The following is a 15499-nucleotide window of genomic DNA, read 5'->3' as shown; positions in this document are numbered from 1 at the left end:
CTTCTCCCGGTTACCGTCCGTGGTTCATTTCTCGGAATCGACGAGGCCGCGCACGAACCAGCGCTGCATCGCCAGCACGACGACGAGCGGCGGGATCATCGCCAGCAGCGTCGCCGCCATCACGTATTGCCATTCGGTCGCGGCGTCGCCGCTCGCGATCATCGTCTTGATGCCCACCACCGCCGTCGACAGCGACGCTTCCGTCGTGATCAGGATCGGCCACAGATACTGGTTCCAGCCGTAGATGAACGTGATCACGAACAGCGCCGCGATGCTCGTCTTCGACAGCGGCAGCACGACGTCCCAGAAGAAACGCAGCGGCCCCGCGCCGTCGATGCGCGCGGCATCCATCAGTTCGTCGGGCAGCGTCATGAAGAACTGGCGGAACAGGAACGTCGCGGTCGCCGACGCGATCAGCGGCATCGTGAGCCCGGCGTACGTGTTCGTCAGGTGCAGCGTCGACACGACCTGCACGGTCGGAAAGATCCGCACTTCCACCGGCAGCATCAGCGTGATGAAGATCAGCCAGAACGCCGTGTTGCGGAACGGGAAGCGGAAATAGACGATCGCGTACGCGGACAGGATCGACACCGCGATCTTGCCGACCGCGATGCCGAGCGCCATCGCGAAGCTGTTCACGAGCAGGCGGCCGAACGGCGCCGTCGTACCGCCGCTGCCGTGCCCCCAGATGTACGCGACGTTCTCGAACAGGTGCGTGCTCGGCACGAGCGACAGCGGCACCGTGAACACTTCCTGCGCGTTCATCGTCGCCGCGCAGAACGCGACGTAGACGGGGAACACGATCAGCACGACGCCCGCGATCAGCACCGCGTGGCAGAACAGGTCGAAGCCCTTGCGATTTTCGATCATGCGTATTGCACCCTGCGTTCGACGAAGCGGAACTGGATCACCGTGAGCCCGACGACGATGATCATCAGCACGACCGACTGCGCGCCCGAACTGCCGATGTCGAGCCCCTGGAAGCCCTCCGCGAAGATCTTGTAGATCAGCGTCTTCGTGCTCTGCGCGGGGCCGCCGCCGGTGGCCGCGTCGATCACCGGGAAGGTGTCGAAGAACGCGTAGACGAGGTTCACGACCAGCAGGAAGAAACTCGTCGGCGACAGCAGCGGCAGCACGATGTTGAAGAAGCGCCGCACCGGCCCGGCGCCGTCGATCGCCGCCGCCTCGATCAGCGAGCGCGGGATCGCCTGCAGGCCCGCGTAGAAGAACAGGAAGTTGTAGCTCACCTGCTTCCACACCGACGCCAGCACGACCAGGAACATCGCCTGCCCGCCGTTCAGCGCGTGGTTCCACACGATGCCGCTCTTCGCGAGCGCATAGGTGATCAGGCCGATGCTGGGGTTGAACAGGAACGCCCACAGCACGGCCGCGATCGTCGGTGCGACCGCATACGGCCAGATCAGCAGCGTGCGGTACACGCGCGCGCCGCGGATCACGCGATCGGCGCATGCGGCGAGCAGCAACGACACGACGAGCCCGCTCACCGTGACGAGCGAACTGAACACGAGCGTCGTGCGGAACGAATCGAGATACAGCGGATCGGCGAACAGGTGCGAGAAGTTCGCGAAGCCGACGAATTCGCTCGACGTGCCGAACGCGTCCTGCATCTGCGTCGACTGCCACAGCGCAACGCCGGCCGGCCACAGGAAAAACACGGCCGTGATCGCGAGCTGCGGCGCGATCAGCAGGTACGGCACCAGGCTCGTACCGAAACGGGAACGGGATTGCATCGCGGAGATCCGGTCAGGCGAAACGGAAAGGAAACCGCGCCGCCGGACGGCACGCGCTCACGCGCGGCGCCGCCGGCGGCACGAAGCGACGCGTGCTCAGCCGCCCGACTTCTCGAAGCGGCGCAGCAGTTCGTCGCCGCGCGACGCGGCCGAGTCGAGCGCGTCCTTCGGCGACTTCTTCTGCGCCCAGACCTGTTCGAACTCTTCGTCGACGACCGTGCGGATCTGCGGCATGTTGCCCAGGCGCAGCCCCTTCGTGTACGGCAGCGGCGGCTTGTTCAGCATCTGCTTGATCGCCGTTTCGGCGCTCGGGTTCTTCGCGTAGTAGCCCTGCTGGCGCGTCAGGTCGTACGCGGCGGTCGTGACCGGCAGGTAGCCCGTGTCCTGGTGCCACTTCGCGGCGACCGCCGGCGAAGCGAGGTACGCGAGGAATTTCGCGACGCCCTTGTAGGTCGCCGGATCCTTGCCGGCCAGCACCCACAGGCTCGCGCCGCCGATGATCGCGTTCTGCGGTGCGCCCTTCACGTTCGCGTCGTACGGCATCATCCCGGTGCCGTAGCTGAACTTCGCGAACTTCTGCACGTTCGCGAGCGCGCCCGACGATGTCGTCATGATCCCGCAGTCGCCGCTGTAGAACTTCGCCGACGCTTCATCCTTGCGGCCCGCATACGTGAACGTGCCGTCCTTCGCCATCTGCTGCAGGAACGCGATGTGCGCGATCTGCTGCGGCTTGTTGAATTCGAGCACGGCGTCGGTGCCGTCGAAGCCGTTGTTGCGGCTCGCGAACGGCAGCCCGTGCCACGCGCTGTAGTTCTCGAGCTGGATCCAGCCCTGCCAGCCGGTCGTGAAGCCGCATGCCATCCCCGACTTGCGCAGCTTCTCGGCATCGGCCTTCACGTCGGCCCACGTCTTCGGCGGCTGGTTCGGATCGAGGCCGGCCTTCTTGAACGCGTCCTTGTTGTAGTACAGCACCGGCGTCGAGCTGTTGAACGGCATCGATACGAGATGGCCCGTCTTCGCGTCGCTGTAGTAGCTCGCGATGGTCGGCACGAACGCCTTTTCGTCGAGCGGCACGCCGGCCTGCTTGAACACGTCGGAGACCGGCACGACGGCCTTCTTCGCCTGCATCATCGTGGCCGTGCCGACTTCGTACACCTGGAGGATCGCCGGCGCGTTACCGCTGCGATACGCGGCGATGCCGGCCGCGAGCGCCTGGTCGTAGGTGCCCTTGAAGACCGGCACGATCTTGTAGTCGCTTTGCGACGCGTTGAACTGGTCGGCGATCGCATTGACCCGCTCGCCGAGCGCGGCCTCCATCGCATGCCAGAACTGAATTTCCGTCGCGGCGAGCGCCACGTGCTGCACCCCGAACATCAGCGCGCCGCCGAGCGCGATCGAGCGAACCAGTGTCCCCGCAGGCTTCTTCTTCATCGACCCTTCTCCTATGAAAACGTTACCAACAGCGTGTGCAACATTCCCGTCGCCATTGAACCGGCGAAGTCTAGTGATCGTTTGTGACAGTCAGTTGTCGCTGATGACGAACAGGCGCTGATATTCCTTCAGCGCGAAGCGGTCGGTCATGCCGGCGATGTAATGCGCGACGAGACGCGGCTGATGTGCCGCGTCTTCCGACTGGTACGGCGGCGGCAGCAGGCGCGGATCGTCGATGAACGCGTCGAACAGCCCCGTGACGACGCGCTGCGCCTTGCTCGCCATGCGCATCACCTTGTAGTGGCGATACAGGTTCTTGAAGAGGAAGCGCTTGAGCGCGGCCGCCTGTGCGGCGACCGTCTCGCTGTGCGACACGAGCGGCGGCGCGGCGCGCACGTCGTCAAGCGACGCGGGCGCGACGCGCGCGAGATGGCGCGTGGTTTCGTCGATCAGGTCGACGATCAGCGTGTTGATGATGCGCCGCACCGTCTCGTGCACGAGCCGGCGGCCTTCGAGGTGCGGGAATTCGGCGAGCGCCGCTTCGTAGTGACGCTGCCACAGCTCGACTTCCGCGAGCTGCTCGATCGTGATCAGGCCGGAACGCAGGCCGTCGTCGACGTCGTGGTTGTTGTACGCGATTTCGTCGGCGATGTTCGCGAGCTGCGCTTCGAGCGACGGCTGGCGGCCCTGCAGGAAGCGCTCGCCGAGCGCGCCGAGCTTGCGCGCATTCTCGCGCGAGCAATGTTTCAGGATGCCTTCGCGCGTCTCGAAGCACAGGTTCAGCCCGTTGAACGCGCCGTAGTGCTCCTCGAGCTCGTCGACGACCGCCAGGCTCTGCAGGTTGTGCTCGAAGCCGCCGTGGTCTCGCATGCACGCATTCAGCGCGTCCTGCCCGGCATGGCCGAACGGCGTGTGGCCGAGATCGTGCGCGAGCGAGATCGCTTCGACGAGATCCTCGTTCAGCCGCAGGTTGCGCGCGACCGAGCGCGCGATCTGCGCGACTTCGAGGCTGTGCGTGAGGCGCGTGCGGAACAGGTCGCCTTCGTGATTGACGAAGACCTGCGTCTTGTATTCGAGGCGGCGGAACGCGGTCGAATGGACGATGCGGTCGCGGTCGCGCTGGAATTCGGTGCGCGCCGCCGGCGGGGTTTCCGGATGGCGGCGGCCGCGCGACTGCGACGCGTGTGCGGCGTACGGAGCGAGATGGGCTTCCAGCGCCGCCAGCGTCGGCGGCTCGGCCACCGGCGCAGCGGATGCGCGGCTGGCTTCGGGCAGTGTGCTGCTGGATGTCTCGCTCACGTCTCCTCCATGTCAGGGGCGCCGGGGCATCCGGGCCGCCGTTAGCGGGTCGTCTGCGCCAGTGTAGCGAATACGGCTTCGTCCGGCGCCTGCGTGATCAGCGTATCCCCGAATCGCTTCAACAGGATGAATTTGATCGCGCCGGCCTCGGCTTTCTTGTCGACGCGCATCAAGTCCATGTAGCGCGCGTCGCCGAGCGCGGGCGCTCGGGTCGGCAGGTGCGCAGCCGCGATCACCGCGTCGAGACGCTGCCGCGATGCTTCGTCGAAGAGCCCGAGCCGCACCGACAGGTCGCCGGCCATCACCATCCCGCAGCCGACCGCCTCGCCATGCAGCCACTCGCCGTAGCCGAGCCCGGCCTCGATCGCGTGGCCGAACGTGTGGCCGAAATTCAGGATCGCGCGCAGGCCGCCTTCGCGCTCGTCGGCCGCGACGACGCTCGCCTTGATCTCGCACGAACGCTTCACCGCGTGCGCGAGCGCCGCCGGCTCGCGACGGTTCAGCGCGTCGACGTTCGCCTCGATCCAGTCGAAGAACGCCGCATCGGCGATCGCGCCGGTCTTGATGATCTCGGCGACGCCCGCCGCCAGTTCGCGATCGGGCAGCGTCGTCAGCGCGCCGATGTCCGCGATCACGGCTTGCGGCTGGTAGAACGCGCCGATCATGTTCTTGCCGAGCGGGTGGTTGATGCCCGTCTTGCCGCCGACCGACGAATCGACCTGCGACAGCAGCGTCGTCGGCACCTGGATGAACGGCACGCCGCGCATGTAGCACGCGGCGGCAAAGCCCGTCATGTCGCCGACCACGCCGCCGCCGAGCGCGACGAGCGTCGTCTTGCGGTCCGCGTGATCGGTCAGCAGGCCGTCGAAGATCAGGTTCAGCGTTTCCCAGTTCTTGTACGCCTCGCCATCCGGCAGCACGACCGTCGACACGCGCTTGCCGAGCGGCGCGAGCGCCGCGCGCAACGCGTCGCCGTAGAGCGGATCAACCGTCGTGTTCGTGACGATCGTGACGGACGAACCCTTGATGTGAGGTGCGAACAGCTCGGTGCGGCCGATCAGGCCGGCACCAATGTGAATCGGATAGGCGCGGTCGCCCAGATCGACGTTGACAGTAATCATGCTTGTAGAGGCTTGGCGATGACGCCCGCCAGTTCGAGTTGCATCAGCACCATGTTGACGAGACCGTTGACCGACGGACGGCCGGTCTCGATGACGAAATCCGCGCATTCGCGGTACAGCGGGTCGCGCACTTCGTACAGCGCTTCGAGACGCCCCTTCGGATCTTCGGTCTGCAGCAGCGGGCGGTTCTTGTCCTTGCGCGTGCGCAGCCACAGATCGTGCGGATTGGCGCGCAGGTAGACGACGATGCCGTTGCTTTTCAGGCAGTCGCGATTTTCCGGGCGCAGCACCGCGCCACCGCCCGTCGCAAGCACGATGTTCTCGCGCTGCGTGAGATCGGCGATCACCTGCGTTTCGCGATCGCGAAACCCGGCCTCGCCCTCCATCTCGAAGATCACGGGAATGCGCGCGCCCGTGCGGGCCTCGATTTCGTGGTCGGAGTCGAAGAACGTCCTGTCGAGACGACGCGCGACCGCACGGCCCACGGTGGTCTTACCCGCTCCCATAAGGCCGACGAAAAATACGTTTGCATGTGGGTCCCGCGCTTGCAACGGCTTCCTCTGCTTGAATCTTGCTGGTGTGTGGCGCAGCTTACTGGCAAAGCGGCTGCCTTGTCGAGCCTGCGCCGGCGGCTTCCGGCCCCGTTTTATCGGCGTCCGCGTCGCCCGCGCCGCGCGCATCGCAGCGCGCATCGACGACGGTCGGCGTGATGAACACGACCAGTTCGTTGCGCTGGTCGCGCTGCGCGCGGTGCCGGAAAAGCGCGCCCAGAAACGGTATTTTGCCCAAGAGCGGCACGCGCGTCACATCGTTCCGGTTCAGTTGCTCATAGATGCCGCCGATCGCGACCGTCCCGCCATTCTCGACCTCGACGCGCGTCTGGACATGCTTCGTATGGATGGCGGGGCCGGCCGCGGTCGGCTCGCCGACGCTGTCCTTCGTCACGTCGAGATCGAGCACCACGCGGCCCTCCGGCGTGATCTGGGGCTCGACCTCGAGCTTGAGCGTCGCGCGGCGGAACTGCACGCCGCTCATGCCGTTGCCCACCTTCGCCTGATACGGCAGCTCGGAGCCTTGCTCGACGATGGCCTTGACGCGGTCGGCCGTCACCACGCGCGGACGCGACACGATCTGGCCCCGCCCCTGCGCCTCCAGCGCGCTCAATTCGACGTCGAGTACCCGGCTGAGCGGCGCGGCGAACAGCGTGAAGCCGGCGGTCGCCGCGTCGAAGCCGCCGAGCGGACGCGCGGCCAGGTCGAGTGCGTTGCGCGCGTCGGCCGTGAACGTGGCGCTCTCGCCCGACGACGGCCGCCCCTGCGCACGCAGCGCGACACGAGCGCCGAGGTTGCGCGAGAAGCCCTGCTCGCCCTCGACGATGCGGGCCTCGATCCGGACCTGCCGGGACGGCCGGTCGATCGCGTCGATCAGACCCGCGATCTGCGCGATGCGCGGCGCAAGATCGGTGACGAACAGCAGGTTCGTGCGCGGATCGGCCGCCGCGGCACCGCGTTTCGACAGCAGGCGCTGGCCGGTCGCGCCGGCCAGCAGCCGTTGCACGTCCTGCGCGCGCGGATAGTGCAGCGCGAACGTCCGGCTCGCGAGCGGCTCCAGATCGGCGGCCCGCGCATGCATTTCGAAGCGCTCGCGTTCGCGCGCGGCCAGATCGGCCGCCGGTGTGACCCATATCACGTTACCTCGCCGGGACATCGCGAGCCCGTGTGTGTCGAGCAGCGTGTCGAAGGCCTCGCGCCAGCGCACATTGTTCAGACGTAACGTCACCGTGCCGCGCACCTGCTCGCCGACGACGATATTGAGCCCCGCGAACCGTGCGAACGCGTCGAACGCGGCCGCGAGCCCGGCGCCCTGCAGATTCAGCGAGATCCGCCGCGCATCGTCCGCATCGCCCGGTTGGCGCGCCGCTGCGTCGCTCATCCGGGCCGGCGGCGCCAGCGGGATCGGCGGCCCCTCCAGCGCAGGGGCCGGCACAGCGGCTTCCGCCTGACGGGCCGCGCGGGTGACCCGGTCGAACGGCGGCGGGCCGGCTTCATCCGATACCGCGTCTTCCGCACCGGTTGCCATGCCGTCGGACGGCAGCGGCAACCCCGGCCCCTCCGTCGACCCTGCAGGCCAGGCAGTCGGCAGCGGCGGCAACGATGCTTCGGCTCCGGCCGCCGCCACGCCGGCCCAGATCGCCAGCACCCAACAACCGTGCTTCGTCATGGCTGACCTCCGTCGTCCAGGACGAGCCGGCGCGATCCGTCCGCCGTCGCGAGCGTCACGGCCGCCGGGTCGACACGCACCAGGCGTGCGGCCCCGAGCACCTCGCCCGGCACCATCGCCGTGAACGCGCCGTCGCCGTCGTCGAACAACGCAAGACCGGCATGCGCGTCGCGAATCGTGCCGGCGAGGCGGGCCGCCCGCCCCGCCGCCTCGACCTGGCCGGCCTCGCCGAACGGATCGGTGTCGAGCGCAGCGGCGCGAACCGGCACGTTGCCATCGGCGGCCGGTATCGCCGGCAGCGCCGGAAACACGTCGACGGACATTTCCACCCGCGCCGCCGGCATGCCACGCTCGACACGCAACGCCGACGGTACCGCCAGTACCGGGAAGCGCGGCAGCGCGCCAACCATATGCAGCAACGCGCGAAAGCCGCCATCCGCGACGATGCGCACGGTGCGCCGGTCGTCCGGCGCCGCGCCATCGGTGTGCTGCGGCTCGATCGATACGCCGTGCAGCCCGCTCGACGCGGCGAGATCGGCCAGTTCCAGCATCAGCGCGGCCCACTCCGGCGTGTGCGGCAAGCGATCGTCGCGCGCTGACGCGCGATGTCCGTCGCGCCGTTGCCCAGCGGACGCAAGCACGCGCTGCGCGTCGGCCGCACGCGCCTGCGCGGCGGCCAGCAACACGCGACCCTGCGCCAGCCCGCTCCAGTCGGCGGCATTCGCCAGATGAATGCCGCCTGCCAGCACGGCCGCGAATGCCAGTGCGCAACCGGCGGCATGTGCAACCGCCGGCGACACGCGCAGCCTGTCGCCCGGCCGGGCGTCGCCGCGCAGCGCCGGCTGATGCGTCAGCGACGTCATGCGCCACCTCCCGCCACCTTCCGCGACGGCATCGCGTCATGCCAGCGCAGTTGAACCGAGAACCGGAATGGCATCCCGGCCGTGGAAGCCGGCGTATCCGAAGCAGGTTTCAATGCCTCCATATCGACCCGCCAGCCACGCTGTTCGCGCGCCACCGCGGCGAGCCACCGGGCGGCCGCCCGGTAACTCCCGGCGCGCGCATCGAGCACGGCACCGGTCGATGTCACGCGTAGCGCGTCAAGCCGGACACGATCGGTGTGCACCTGCGTCAGGGTTGCCAACAGCCCGGCAACGCGGTGGTAAGGCGCGGCAAGCGCCGTTGCCTGCGCATCGCGCTGCGCGATGGCGTCGGCTGCATTGGCGGCACGCGTCGCCGCCGCCACCAATGGCTGCCACTGCCGCAGCCGAGCCTCCACGCTTGACCGCTCGGCATCCACCCGCCACCGCGACAACACGGCAGCGCCCGTCCACAGGCCGGTGCCGAGCACGCCGAGCAGGATCGCCGCGCCGCACTGCACGGCCCGGCGACGCCGCAACGCCTGCGCCAACCGCTCGCGGTACGGCAGCAGGTTGAAGCCGCCGAGCGCTGCCGGATCGGCCGCAGCCGCGTCGCTCACGCTTGCCGACGCCGCACAACCGGCCATCATTCCCACACCCCGCGCAATGCCAGCCCGAACGCGACGGCGAACGCCGGGCCGCCCGGCATGCCGGCAGGCACGCGCGGCTGCCCGTCCCAGCCCGTGCAGTCGAATGGCACCACTGCCGCGCCGAGCACGTCGCCAATCTCGGCGAAGGATGTCTCGAAGCGGGCGATACACCGCTCGTCCCCGGCGACGAATACGCAACGCACAGCCCCGAACGGGCGCTGGCGCAACGCATCGGGAAGCGCCTCCTGCAGCGTGCCGGACAGCGTGAGCACCGGGACGGCCAGCGAGCCTTCGACGCGCCAGGCGCGCACGCCCGAGTCGCAGAACCAGAGCACGGAGTAGGCGCCCTGCGCATCGAGTTCGAACTGCGCGGCATAGCGCAACGCGCGCAGCACGGCGGCCGACTCGCCATCGATCACCGTCAGGTCGATACCGGCCTGCGCGGCCGCGTCGATCCGCCGCCCGAGCAGCGCGAGCGGAGCCACGGCCACCGCGATCTCGCCGGACCGCGCGCCGCCGTAGTGCCGCCAGTCGAACGCGAGACTGTCCGGCGCCAGCCCCGAGATGCGTTCGGCCGCCTGCCGCGCGGCGTCCGGGATATCGTCCCGCCCGGCCAGGTCGAGCGTCGCGGTACGCATCTCGTCATCGTGCAACGCCATCACGCCGCGCGTGTCGCACCGCACGTCCGCCGCCGACAACCGCGACACCGCTGCCGCCAGCGACCGCGCGACCGCTGCCCAGCGCGCGTCTTCCGGCCCGCCCGCCAGCCCGACCGGCTCCCGCTCGAGCCCCTCGACGCGCACCTCCGCGTCCCTGCCGCGCCGGCTCAGCACGGCCACCCTCACCTCGTTCGCCCCGACGTCGATTCCCGTCGACCGGTGCCTGCCCTGCGCGAACCGCGCCACCCATCGTCCCGTCATGCCCGCCTCCCGAAATCGTCGCGGCCCATGCCGCGTTTCCGAGACCTGATTCTGCAAAGCGGCGCGCGCGGCCGACAGTCGGCCGAACGGCCAGCATCGGCTTGCGGCGGCCGCGCAAGGGTTATGCTGGCAGCACGCCAACCCGCGGCTTTCCCGCGGGCGGCCACCGCGTCAGGACCGGTCTTACCGGGCAGCTATAATCGCGGGACTGTTTTCCGGTATGCCTATGCAATCCACGACTCCTACGTCCCCGCCTCCCGCCCCGGAGCCGAAGAAGCGGCCCTGGTGGCAAAAAGTCCTGCTCGGCTTCGCCGCGATGTGCGTGGCCCTCGTCGTGGCCGGCGGCCTCGTGCTCGGCTACGCGCTCGTCGTCGCCTGGCCGAACATGCCGTCGCTCGACGCGCTGACCGACTACCGCCCGAAGGTGCCGCTGCGCATCTATACGTCCGATCACGTGCTGATCGGCGAATTCGGCGAGGAGCGCCGCGACGTCGTCCATTTCAAGGACGTGCCCGACTCGCTGAAGAAGGCGATCCTCGCGATCGAGGACGCGCGCTTCTACGATCACGGCGGCGTCGACCTCACCGGCATCATCCGCGCCGGCTTCGTCGCGCTGACGAACGGCCACGCGTCGCAAGGCGCGAGCACGATCACGATGCAGGTCGCACGCAACTTCTTCCTGTCGAGCGAAAAGACCTACACGCGCAAGATCTACGAGATGCTGCTCGCGTACCGGATCGAGCGTGCGCTGACGAAGGATCAGATTCTCGAGGTCTACATGAATCAGATCTATCTCGGCCAGCGCGCGTATGGTTTCGCGAGCGCCGCGCGGGTCTATTTCGGCAAGGACCTGAAGGACATCACGCTCGCGGAAGCGGCGATGCTCGCGGGGCTGCCGAAGGCGCCGTCCGCGTATAACCCGGTCGTCAATCCGAAGCGCGCGAAGGTGCGCCAGGAATACATCCTGCAGCGCATGCTGGAGCTGAACTTCATCACGCGCGAACAGTACGACGAAGCCGTCGCGCAGCCGCTCGTCGTCAAGGGCCCGGGCCGCGATTTCAGCGTGCACGCCGAGTACGTCGCGGAAATGGTCAGACAGATGATGTACGCGCAGTACCGCGAGGAGACCTACACGCGCGGCTTCAACGTCGTCACGACGATCGATTCCGCCGACCAGCAGGTCGCGTACACCGCGCTGCGCAAGGGCATCATGGATTACGAGCGCCGCCACGGCTATCGCGGGCCGGAAGGCTTCATCGAGCTGCCGGCCGGTGCCGACGACCGCGAACAGGCGATCGACGACGCGCTGCTCGAGCATCCCGACAACGGCGAGCTGATTGCCGCGGTCGTCACGGCCGCGAGCCCGCGCCAGATCACGGTCTCGTTCATCGACGGCAGCAACGCGACGATCGAGGGCGACAACCTGCGCTTCGCGTCGGGCGCGCTGTCGGCCAACGCGCAGCCGAACCGCCGCATCCGCCCCGGTGCGATCGTGCGCGTCGTGAAGAACGACACCGGCAAATGGTCGATCACGCAGTTGCCGCAGGTTGAAGGCGCGTTCCTGTCGATCATCCCGCAGGACGGCGCGATCCGTTCGCTCGTCGGCGGCTTCGACTACAACAAGAACAAGTTCAACCACGTCACGCAGGCGTGGCGGCAACCGGGTTCGTCGTTCAAGCCGTTCATCTACTCGGCGTCGCTCGACAAGGGCCTCGGGCCGGCTACCGTGATCAACGACGGCCCGCTGTATTTCAGCGCCGCGGAAACGGGCGGCCAGCCGTGGGAACCGAAGAACTACGGCGGCGGCTTCGAAGGCCCGATGTCGATGCGCACCGCGCTGCAGCGCTCGCGCAACCTCGTGTCGATCCGGATCCTGAACCACATCGGCACGAAGTACGCGCAGCAGTACATCACGCGCTTCGGCTTCGACGCCGAGCGCCATCCGGCCTACCTGCCGATGGCGCTCGGCGCCGGCCAGGTCACGCCGCTGCAGATGGCCGGCGCGTACTCGGTGTTCGCGAACGGCGGCTACCGCGTCAATCCGTACCTGATCGCCGAAGTCACCGATCCGAACGGCGCGATCGTCGCGCGCGCGCAGCCGCTCGTCGCCGAGCAGAATGCGCCGCGTGCGATCGACGCACGCAACGCATACGTGATGAACAGCCTGCTGCAAAGCGTTGCGCAGCGCGGCACGGGCGCGCGGACCAACATCCTGAAGCGCACCGACCTCGCGGGCAAGACCGGCACGACGAACGACTCGCACGACGCGTGGTTCGCCGGCTACCAGCACACGCTCGCCGCGATCGCGTGGATCGGCTACGACAATCCACGCAGCCTCGGCGATCGCGAAACCGGCGGCGGCCTGTCGCTGCCGGTCTGGATCGAGTACATGGGCGCGGCGCTGAAGGGCGTGCCCGAGTTCAAGCCGACGGTGCCGGACGGCGTCGAATCGCTCGGCGGCGAGCTGTACTTCTCCGAGTTCACGCCGGGCCACGGCTTCGTGTCGACGGTCGGCGTGCCGCAGGCGCCGGCTGCCCAGAACGTCGACGAGGCCGTGCCGCACGTCGACGAGCAGGAAAAGCAGGACATCATGAACCTGTTCCGCGGCCACTGACACCCGGCCCCGGGCATGAAAAAAGCGCCCCGCGGGGCGCTTTTTCTTTGGCTGCGATGCTCGGGATCCGGGCCCCGGCGCGTCACGCGCCGAACGTGATCGGCAGGCCGGCCTGCTGGGTCGCGTATTCGGTGAGCGCCGAGAAGAACTCGGTGCCCGTGCGCGTATCGCGCCATTCGCCGTCGATGAAACGGTAGTGGAATCCACCCGCCTTCGCGGCGATCCACACTTCCTTCATCGGCGGCTGCAGGTTGACGATGATCTTCGAGCCGTTCTCGAACGTCAGCGTCAGGACGCTGCCGTTCCGCTCGAGATCGATGTCGTGATCGCCGTCGTTGGCGGTGTCGACGGTACGCTCGACGGCCATCAGCACGGCCTCGGCACGGGTCAGGTAATCGGTATCGGACATGCTAAACTCTATCGGTTCAATTGTTCAGGGACGATCATGCGAGTCGTTTTCCGGATGAGCGCGATTGTAGCGGCTTTGGCGATTCTTGCCGGCTGCGGTCAAAGCGGCGCGCTCTATCTGCCCACCGTGCCTCCGATGCCCAAGCCACTCCAGCAGCAGAATACGCCGCCGTCGGACGTGAAACCGACCGATGAAAACGCGTCGTCCGACGATACACCCGATACGTCGGGTTCGCCGCTCACGCTGTCGCCCGAGCTGTCGAGCAGCCCGTCGACCATGCCCGCACCGGCATCGGGCCCGGCCGCGAAGTAACGACGCCACGCCGCCCGCGCGGCTGGTGAAACAAGGCGATGACTTCCCGGTCATCGCCTTTCGTTTTTCCGGGCCACGCCGTCACGCGCGCACGCGCCGCCATCCCCACGCGAGCAACCGCCAGCCGAGCAGCATTGCGACGATCGCCGCGTACAGCTTCGGCTGCGCAAGATTGTGCTTGCCGGCCCGCATCCACCAAAAGTGCAGCACACCGAACAGTGCGATCGCGTAGATCGCGCTGTGCAGCGTCGCCCAGTGACGGCCAAGCCGGCGCACCATTGCGCGCGGCGAAGTCGCCGCGAGCGGGATCAGCAGCACGAACGCCGCGAAGCCGACCGTGATGAACGGGCGCTTGCCAACGTCCTTCAGGATCGCGACCGCGTCGAACCATTTGTCGAACCACAGGTAGGTCGTGAAGTGCAGCGTCGCGTAAAAAAACGCGAACAGCCCGATCATTCGGCGAAAACGCAGCAGCGCGGCGAAGCCCGTCATGCGCCGCAGCGGCGTGACGGCAAGCGTGACGCACAACAAGACGAGTGTCCAGAGGCCGGTCGAACGCGTGATGAATTCGATCGGATTCGCGCCGAGCCGGTCGGTCAGCCCGAACAGCACGAGACGCGCGAGCGGATAGAGGCCGGCCGCGAACACCAGCACCTTGGCCGGCGCGAGCCAGCGCGGCGCAGCGGAGCGGACCGCACCGGCCCGCGTCGTGCGTGCTGCCGGTCCGGCGCCCGCTGCACGCGCGGGCGTGAGCGTCGAAGGAGGCATGTCGTTTCTCACTGTCGCGCTCAGAAGTTCTTTTTCAGGTCCATGCCCTGATACATCGACGCGACGAGATCTCCGTAGCCGTTGAACATCAGCGTCTTGCGCTTCGGCGTGAAGAAGCCGTCCTCGCCGATGCGCCGCTCGGTCGCCTGGCTCCAGCGCGGATGATCGACGTTCGGGTTCACGTTCGAGTAGAAGCCGTACTCGTTCGACGCATACGTGTTCCAGCTCGTCTTCGGCTGCTTGTCGACGAAGCGGATCTTCACGAGCGATTTCGCGCTCTTGAAGCCGTACTTCCACGGCACGATGATCCGCACCGGCGCGCCGTTCTGGTTCGGCAGCACCTGCCCGTAGACGCCCATCGTCAGCAGCGTCAGCGGGTTCATCGCCTCGTCCATCCGCAGCCCTTCCGAATACGGCCAGTCGAGTACGGGCGTCGACAGGCCCGGCATCTGCGACGGATCGGCCAGCGTGACGAACTGCACGTATTTCGCGTTGCCGGTCGGCTGCACGCGCTTGATCAGCTCGGACAGCGGCACGCCGATCCACGGGATCACCATCGACCATCCCTCGACGCAGCGCAGCCGGTATACGCGCTCCTCGAGCGGCGCGAGCTTCAGCAGTTCGTCGAGATCGAAGACCTTCGGGTGCTGCACCTCGCCCTCGACGCTCACGCGCCACGGGCGCGGCCGCAGCGTGCCGGCGTTCTGCGCCGGGTCGCTCTTGTCGGTGCCGAATTCGTAAAAGTTGTTGTAGGACGTGATGTCCTTGAACGGCGTCACCTTGTCGGCGGCAACGAACTTCGGGTTCGTCCTGGCCGCGAGCTTCGCCGCCCGCGCGTCGGGCGACGCATAGGCGGCGAATGCCGCGCCGCTGCCGCCGAGCAGCCCGCCCGCCGCCGCGAGGCCGGCCGCCTGCAATACGCGCCGCCGGTTCTCGAATACCGCGCGCGGCGTGATCTCGCTGGGCGCAATGTCACCGCCCGTCAGTACGTTCCGCAAAGGGCGTTTGATCCACATCGTGCAGCTCCTCCTGCATGCGCGGCGCGCATGCTTCATGAGCGTTCGACCCGGCCCGTCATGCGCCGTTCGACGCCCGGTTCGCCCGCCCGTTACAAAACAAAACCGCCGGGCACGCAGTGCACCGG

The 15499-nt window shown here is 67.9% G+C and carries 15 protein-coding genes; 2 read left to right on the top strand and 13 right to left on the bottom strand.

The annotated features are described in order from the left end of the window. Window positions 1-24: 24 nt before the first annotated feature. From ugpE to OHZ10_RS01775, 10 genes are all read right to left on the bottom strand, one after another. Window positions 25-870 (bottom strand): sn-glycerol-3-phosphate ABC transporter permease UgpE, encoded by an 846-nt coding sequence (gene ugpE / locus OHZ10_RS01820; RefSeq protein ID WP_059232593.1) that lies wholly within the window; start codon window positions 868-870, stop codon window positions 25-27. After that, window positions 867-1751, bottom strand: coding sequence for a sn-glycerol-3-phosphate ABC transporter permease UgpA (gene ugpA / locus OHZ10_RS01815; protein WP_059232594.1), 885 nt, complete (start codon window positions 1749-1751; stop codon window positions 867-869). Before ugpA ends, ugpE begins: the two co-directional genes overlap by 4 nt. A 96-nt stretch (window positions 1752-1847) precedes the next feature. After that, entirely contained in the window at window positions 1848-3182 is a 1335-nt protein-coding gene (gene ugpB / locus OHZ10_RS01810) for a sn-glycerol-3-phosphate ABC transporter substrate-binding protein UgpB (protein WP_059232595.1), read from the bottom strand. Window positions 3183-3272: 90 nt separating this feature from the next. After that, window positions 3273-4481 carry a deoxyguanosinetriphosphate triphosphohydrolase gene (locus tag OHZ10_RS01805; RefSeq protein ID WP_059232596.1) on the bottom strand — a complete coding sequence of 403 codons (1209 nt, stop codon included), beginning with the start codon at window positions 4479-4481 and terminating at the stop codon, window positions 3273-3275. 41 nt (window positions 4482-4522) lie between these two features. After that, complete coding sequence (aroB, locus tag OHZ10_RS01800; protein ID WP_059232597.1) at window positions 4523-5602, bottom strand: 3-dehydroquinate synthase; 1080 nt, start codon at window positions 5600-5602, stop codon at window positions 4523-4525. After that, entirely contained in the window at window positions 5599-6153 is a 555-nt protein-coding gene (gene aroK / locus OHZ10_RS01795) for a shikimate kinase AroK (RefSeq protein ID WP_059232598.1), read from the bottom strand. The genes aroB and aroK overlap by 4 nt, the downstream gene beginning before the upstream one ends. Window positions 6154-6193: 40 nt before the next feature. Continuing rightward, the gene (locus OHZ10_RS01790) at window positions 6194-7822 is read right to left on the bottom strand and encodes a type IV pilus secretin PilQ (RefSeq protein ID WP_342703453.1); all 1629 of its coding nucleotides are present in this window, start codon (window positions 7820-7822) and stop codon (window positions 6194-6196) included. Beyond that, window positions 7819-8685 (bottom strand): pilus assembly protein, encoded by an 867-nt coding sequence (locus OHZ10_RS01785; RefSeq protein ID WP_342703452.1) that lies wholly within the window; start codon window positions 8683-8685, stop codon window positions 7819-7821. The genes OHZ10_RS01790 and OHZ10_RS01785 overlap by 4 nt, the downstream gene beginning before the upstream one ends. After that, on the bottom strand, window positions 8682-9329 hold the full coding sequence (locus OHZ10_RS01780; protein ID WP_342704358.1) for a fimbrial protein: 648 nt from the start codon (window positions 9327-9329) through the stop codon (window positions 8682-8684). Before OHZ10_RS01780 ends, OHZ10_RS01785 begins: the two co-directional genes overlap by 4 nt. After that, complete coding sequence (locus tag OHZ10_RS01775; protein WP_342704357.1) at window positions 9329-10252, bottom strand: competence protein ComA; 924 nt, start codon at window positions 10250-10252, stop codon at window positions 9329-9331. The genes OHZ10_RS01780 and OHZ10_RS01775 overlap by 1 nt, the downstream gene beginning before the upstream one ends. Before the next feature lie 220 nt (window positions 10253-10472). Between OHZ10_RS01775 and OHZ10_RS01770 the strand changes: the two genes are divergently transcribed. Continuing rightward, window positions 10473-12866 carry a penicillin-binding protein 1A gene (locus OHZ10_RS01770; protein ID WP_059232603.1) on the top strand — a complete coding sequence of 798 codons (2394 nt, stop codon included), beginning with the start codon at window positions 10473-10475 and terminating at the stop codon, window positions 12864-12866. A gap of 82 nt (window positions 12867-12948) precedes the next feature. Here the strand turns inward: OHZ10_RS01770 and cyaY are convergent, their stop codons facing one another. After that, the gene (gene cyaY / locus OHZ10_RS01765) at window positions 12949-13275 is read right to left on the bottom strand and encodes an iron donor protein CyaY (protein ID WP_059232604.1); all 327 of its coding nucleotides are present in this window, start codon (window positions 13273-13275) and stop codon (window positions 12949-12951) included. A 36-nt stretch (window positions 13276-13311) separates the two neighbouring features. Here cyaY and lptM point away from each other — a divergent pair, with 36 nt between their 5' ends. Next, on the top strand, window positions 13312-13587 hold the full coding sequence (gene lptM / locus OHZ10_RS01760) for an LPS translocon maturation chaperone LptM (protein WP_059232605.1): 276 nt from the start codon (window positions 13312-13314) through the stop codon (window positions 13585-13587). A gap of 81 nt (window positions 13588-13668) precedes the next feature. Here the strand turns inward: lptM and msrQ are convergent, their stop codons facing one another. Both msrQ and msrP read right to left on the bottom strand, forming a co-directional pair. Next, window positions 13669-14355 carry a protein-methionine-sulfoxide reductase heme-binding subunit MsrQ gene (gene msrQ / locus OHZ10_RS01755; RefSeq protein ID WP_174994253.1) on the bottom strand — a complete coding sequence of 229 codons (687 nt, stop codon included), beginning with the start codon at window positions 14353-14355 and terminating at the stop codon, window positions 13669-13671. A 20-nt stretch (window positions 14356-14375) separates the two neighbouring features. Next, window positions 14376-15371: a protein-methionine-sulfoxide reductase catalytic subunit MsrP gene (gene msrP, locus OHZ10_RS01750; RefSeq protein WP_059232607.1), complete on the bottom strand. Its 996-nt coding sequence runs from the start codon at window positions 15369-15371 to the stop codon at window positions 14376-14378. Between the last annotated feature and the right edge of the window lie 128 nt (window positions 15372-15499).

It is taken from the genome of Burkholderia arboris (genome assembly GCF_038723655.1).
Taxonomy (GTDB): domain Bacteria; phylum Pseudomonadota; class Gammaproteobacteria; order Burkholderiales; family Burkholderiaceae; genus Burkholderia; species Burkholderia arboris.
The sequence above is the reverse complement of the archived record's forward strand: the minus strand, read 5'-3'. Positions and strand labels throughout refer to the sequence as shown.

Bases quoted from the DNA above. Each gene is read 5' to 3' on its own strand.
- ugpE (WP_059232593.1), bottom strand. From the start codon at position 870: ATGATCGAAAATCGCAAGGGCTTCGACCTGTTCTGCCACGCGGTGCTG.
- ugpA (WP_059232594.1), bottom strand. From the start codon at position 1,751: ATGCAATCCCGTTCCCGTTTCGGTACGAGCCTGGTGCCGTACCTGCTG.
- ugpB (WP_059232595.1), bottom strand. From the start codon at position 3,182: ATGAAGAAGAAGCCTGCGGGGACACTGGTTCGCTCGATCGCGCTCGGC.
- aroB (WP_059232597.1), bottom strand. From the start codon at position 5,602: ATGATTACTGTCAACGTCGATCTGGGCGACCGCGCCTATCCGATTCAC.
- OHZ10_RS01790 (WP_342703453.1), bottom strand. From the start codon at position 7,822: ATGACGAAGCACGGTTGTTGGGTGCTGGCGATCTGGGCCGGCGTGGCG.
- OHZ10_RS01785 (WP_342703452.1), bottom strand. From the start codon at position 8,685: ATGACGTCGCTGACGCATCAGCCGGCGCTGCGCGGCGACGCCCGGCCG.
- OHZ10_RS01780 (WP_342704358.1), bottom strand. From the start codon at position 9,329: ATGGCCGGTTGTGCGGCGTCGGCAAGCGTGAGCGACGCGGCTGCGGCC.
- OHZ10_RS01775 (WP_342704357.1), bottom strand. From the start codon at position 10,252: ATGACGGGACGATGGGTGGCGCGGTTCGCGCAGGGCAGGCACCGGTCG.
- OHZ10_RS01770 (WP_059232603.1), top strand. From the start codon at position 10,473: ATGCCTATGCAATCCACGACTCCTACGTCCCCGCCTCCCGCCCCGGAG.
- cyaY (WP_059232604.1), bottom strand. From the start codon at position 13,275: ATGTCCGATACCGATTACCTGACCCGTGCCGAGGCCGTGCTGATGGCC.
- lptM (WP_059232605.1), top strand. From the start codon at position 13,312: ATGCGAGTCGTTTTCCGGATGAGCGCGATTGTAGCGGCTTTGGCGATT.
- msrQ (WP_174994253.1), bottom strand. From the start codon at position 14,355: ATGCCTCCTTCGACGCTCACGCCCGCGCGTGCAGCGGGCGCCGGACCG.
- msrP (WP_059232607.1), bottom strand. From the start codon at position 15,371: ATGTGGATCAAACGCCCTTTGCGGAACGTACTGACGGGCGGTGACATT.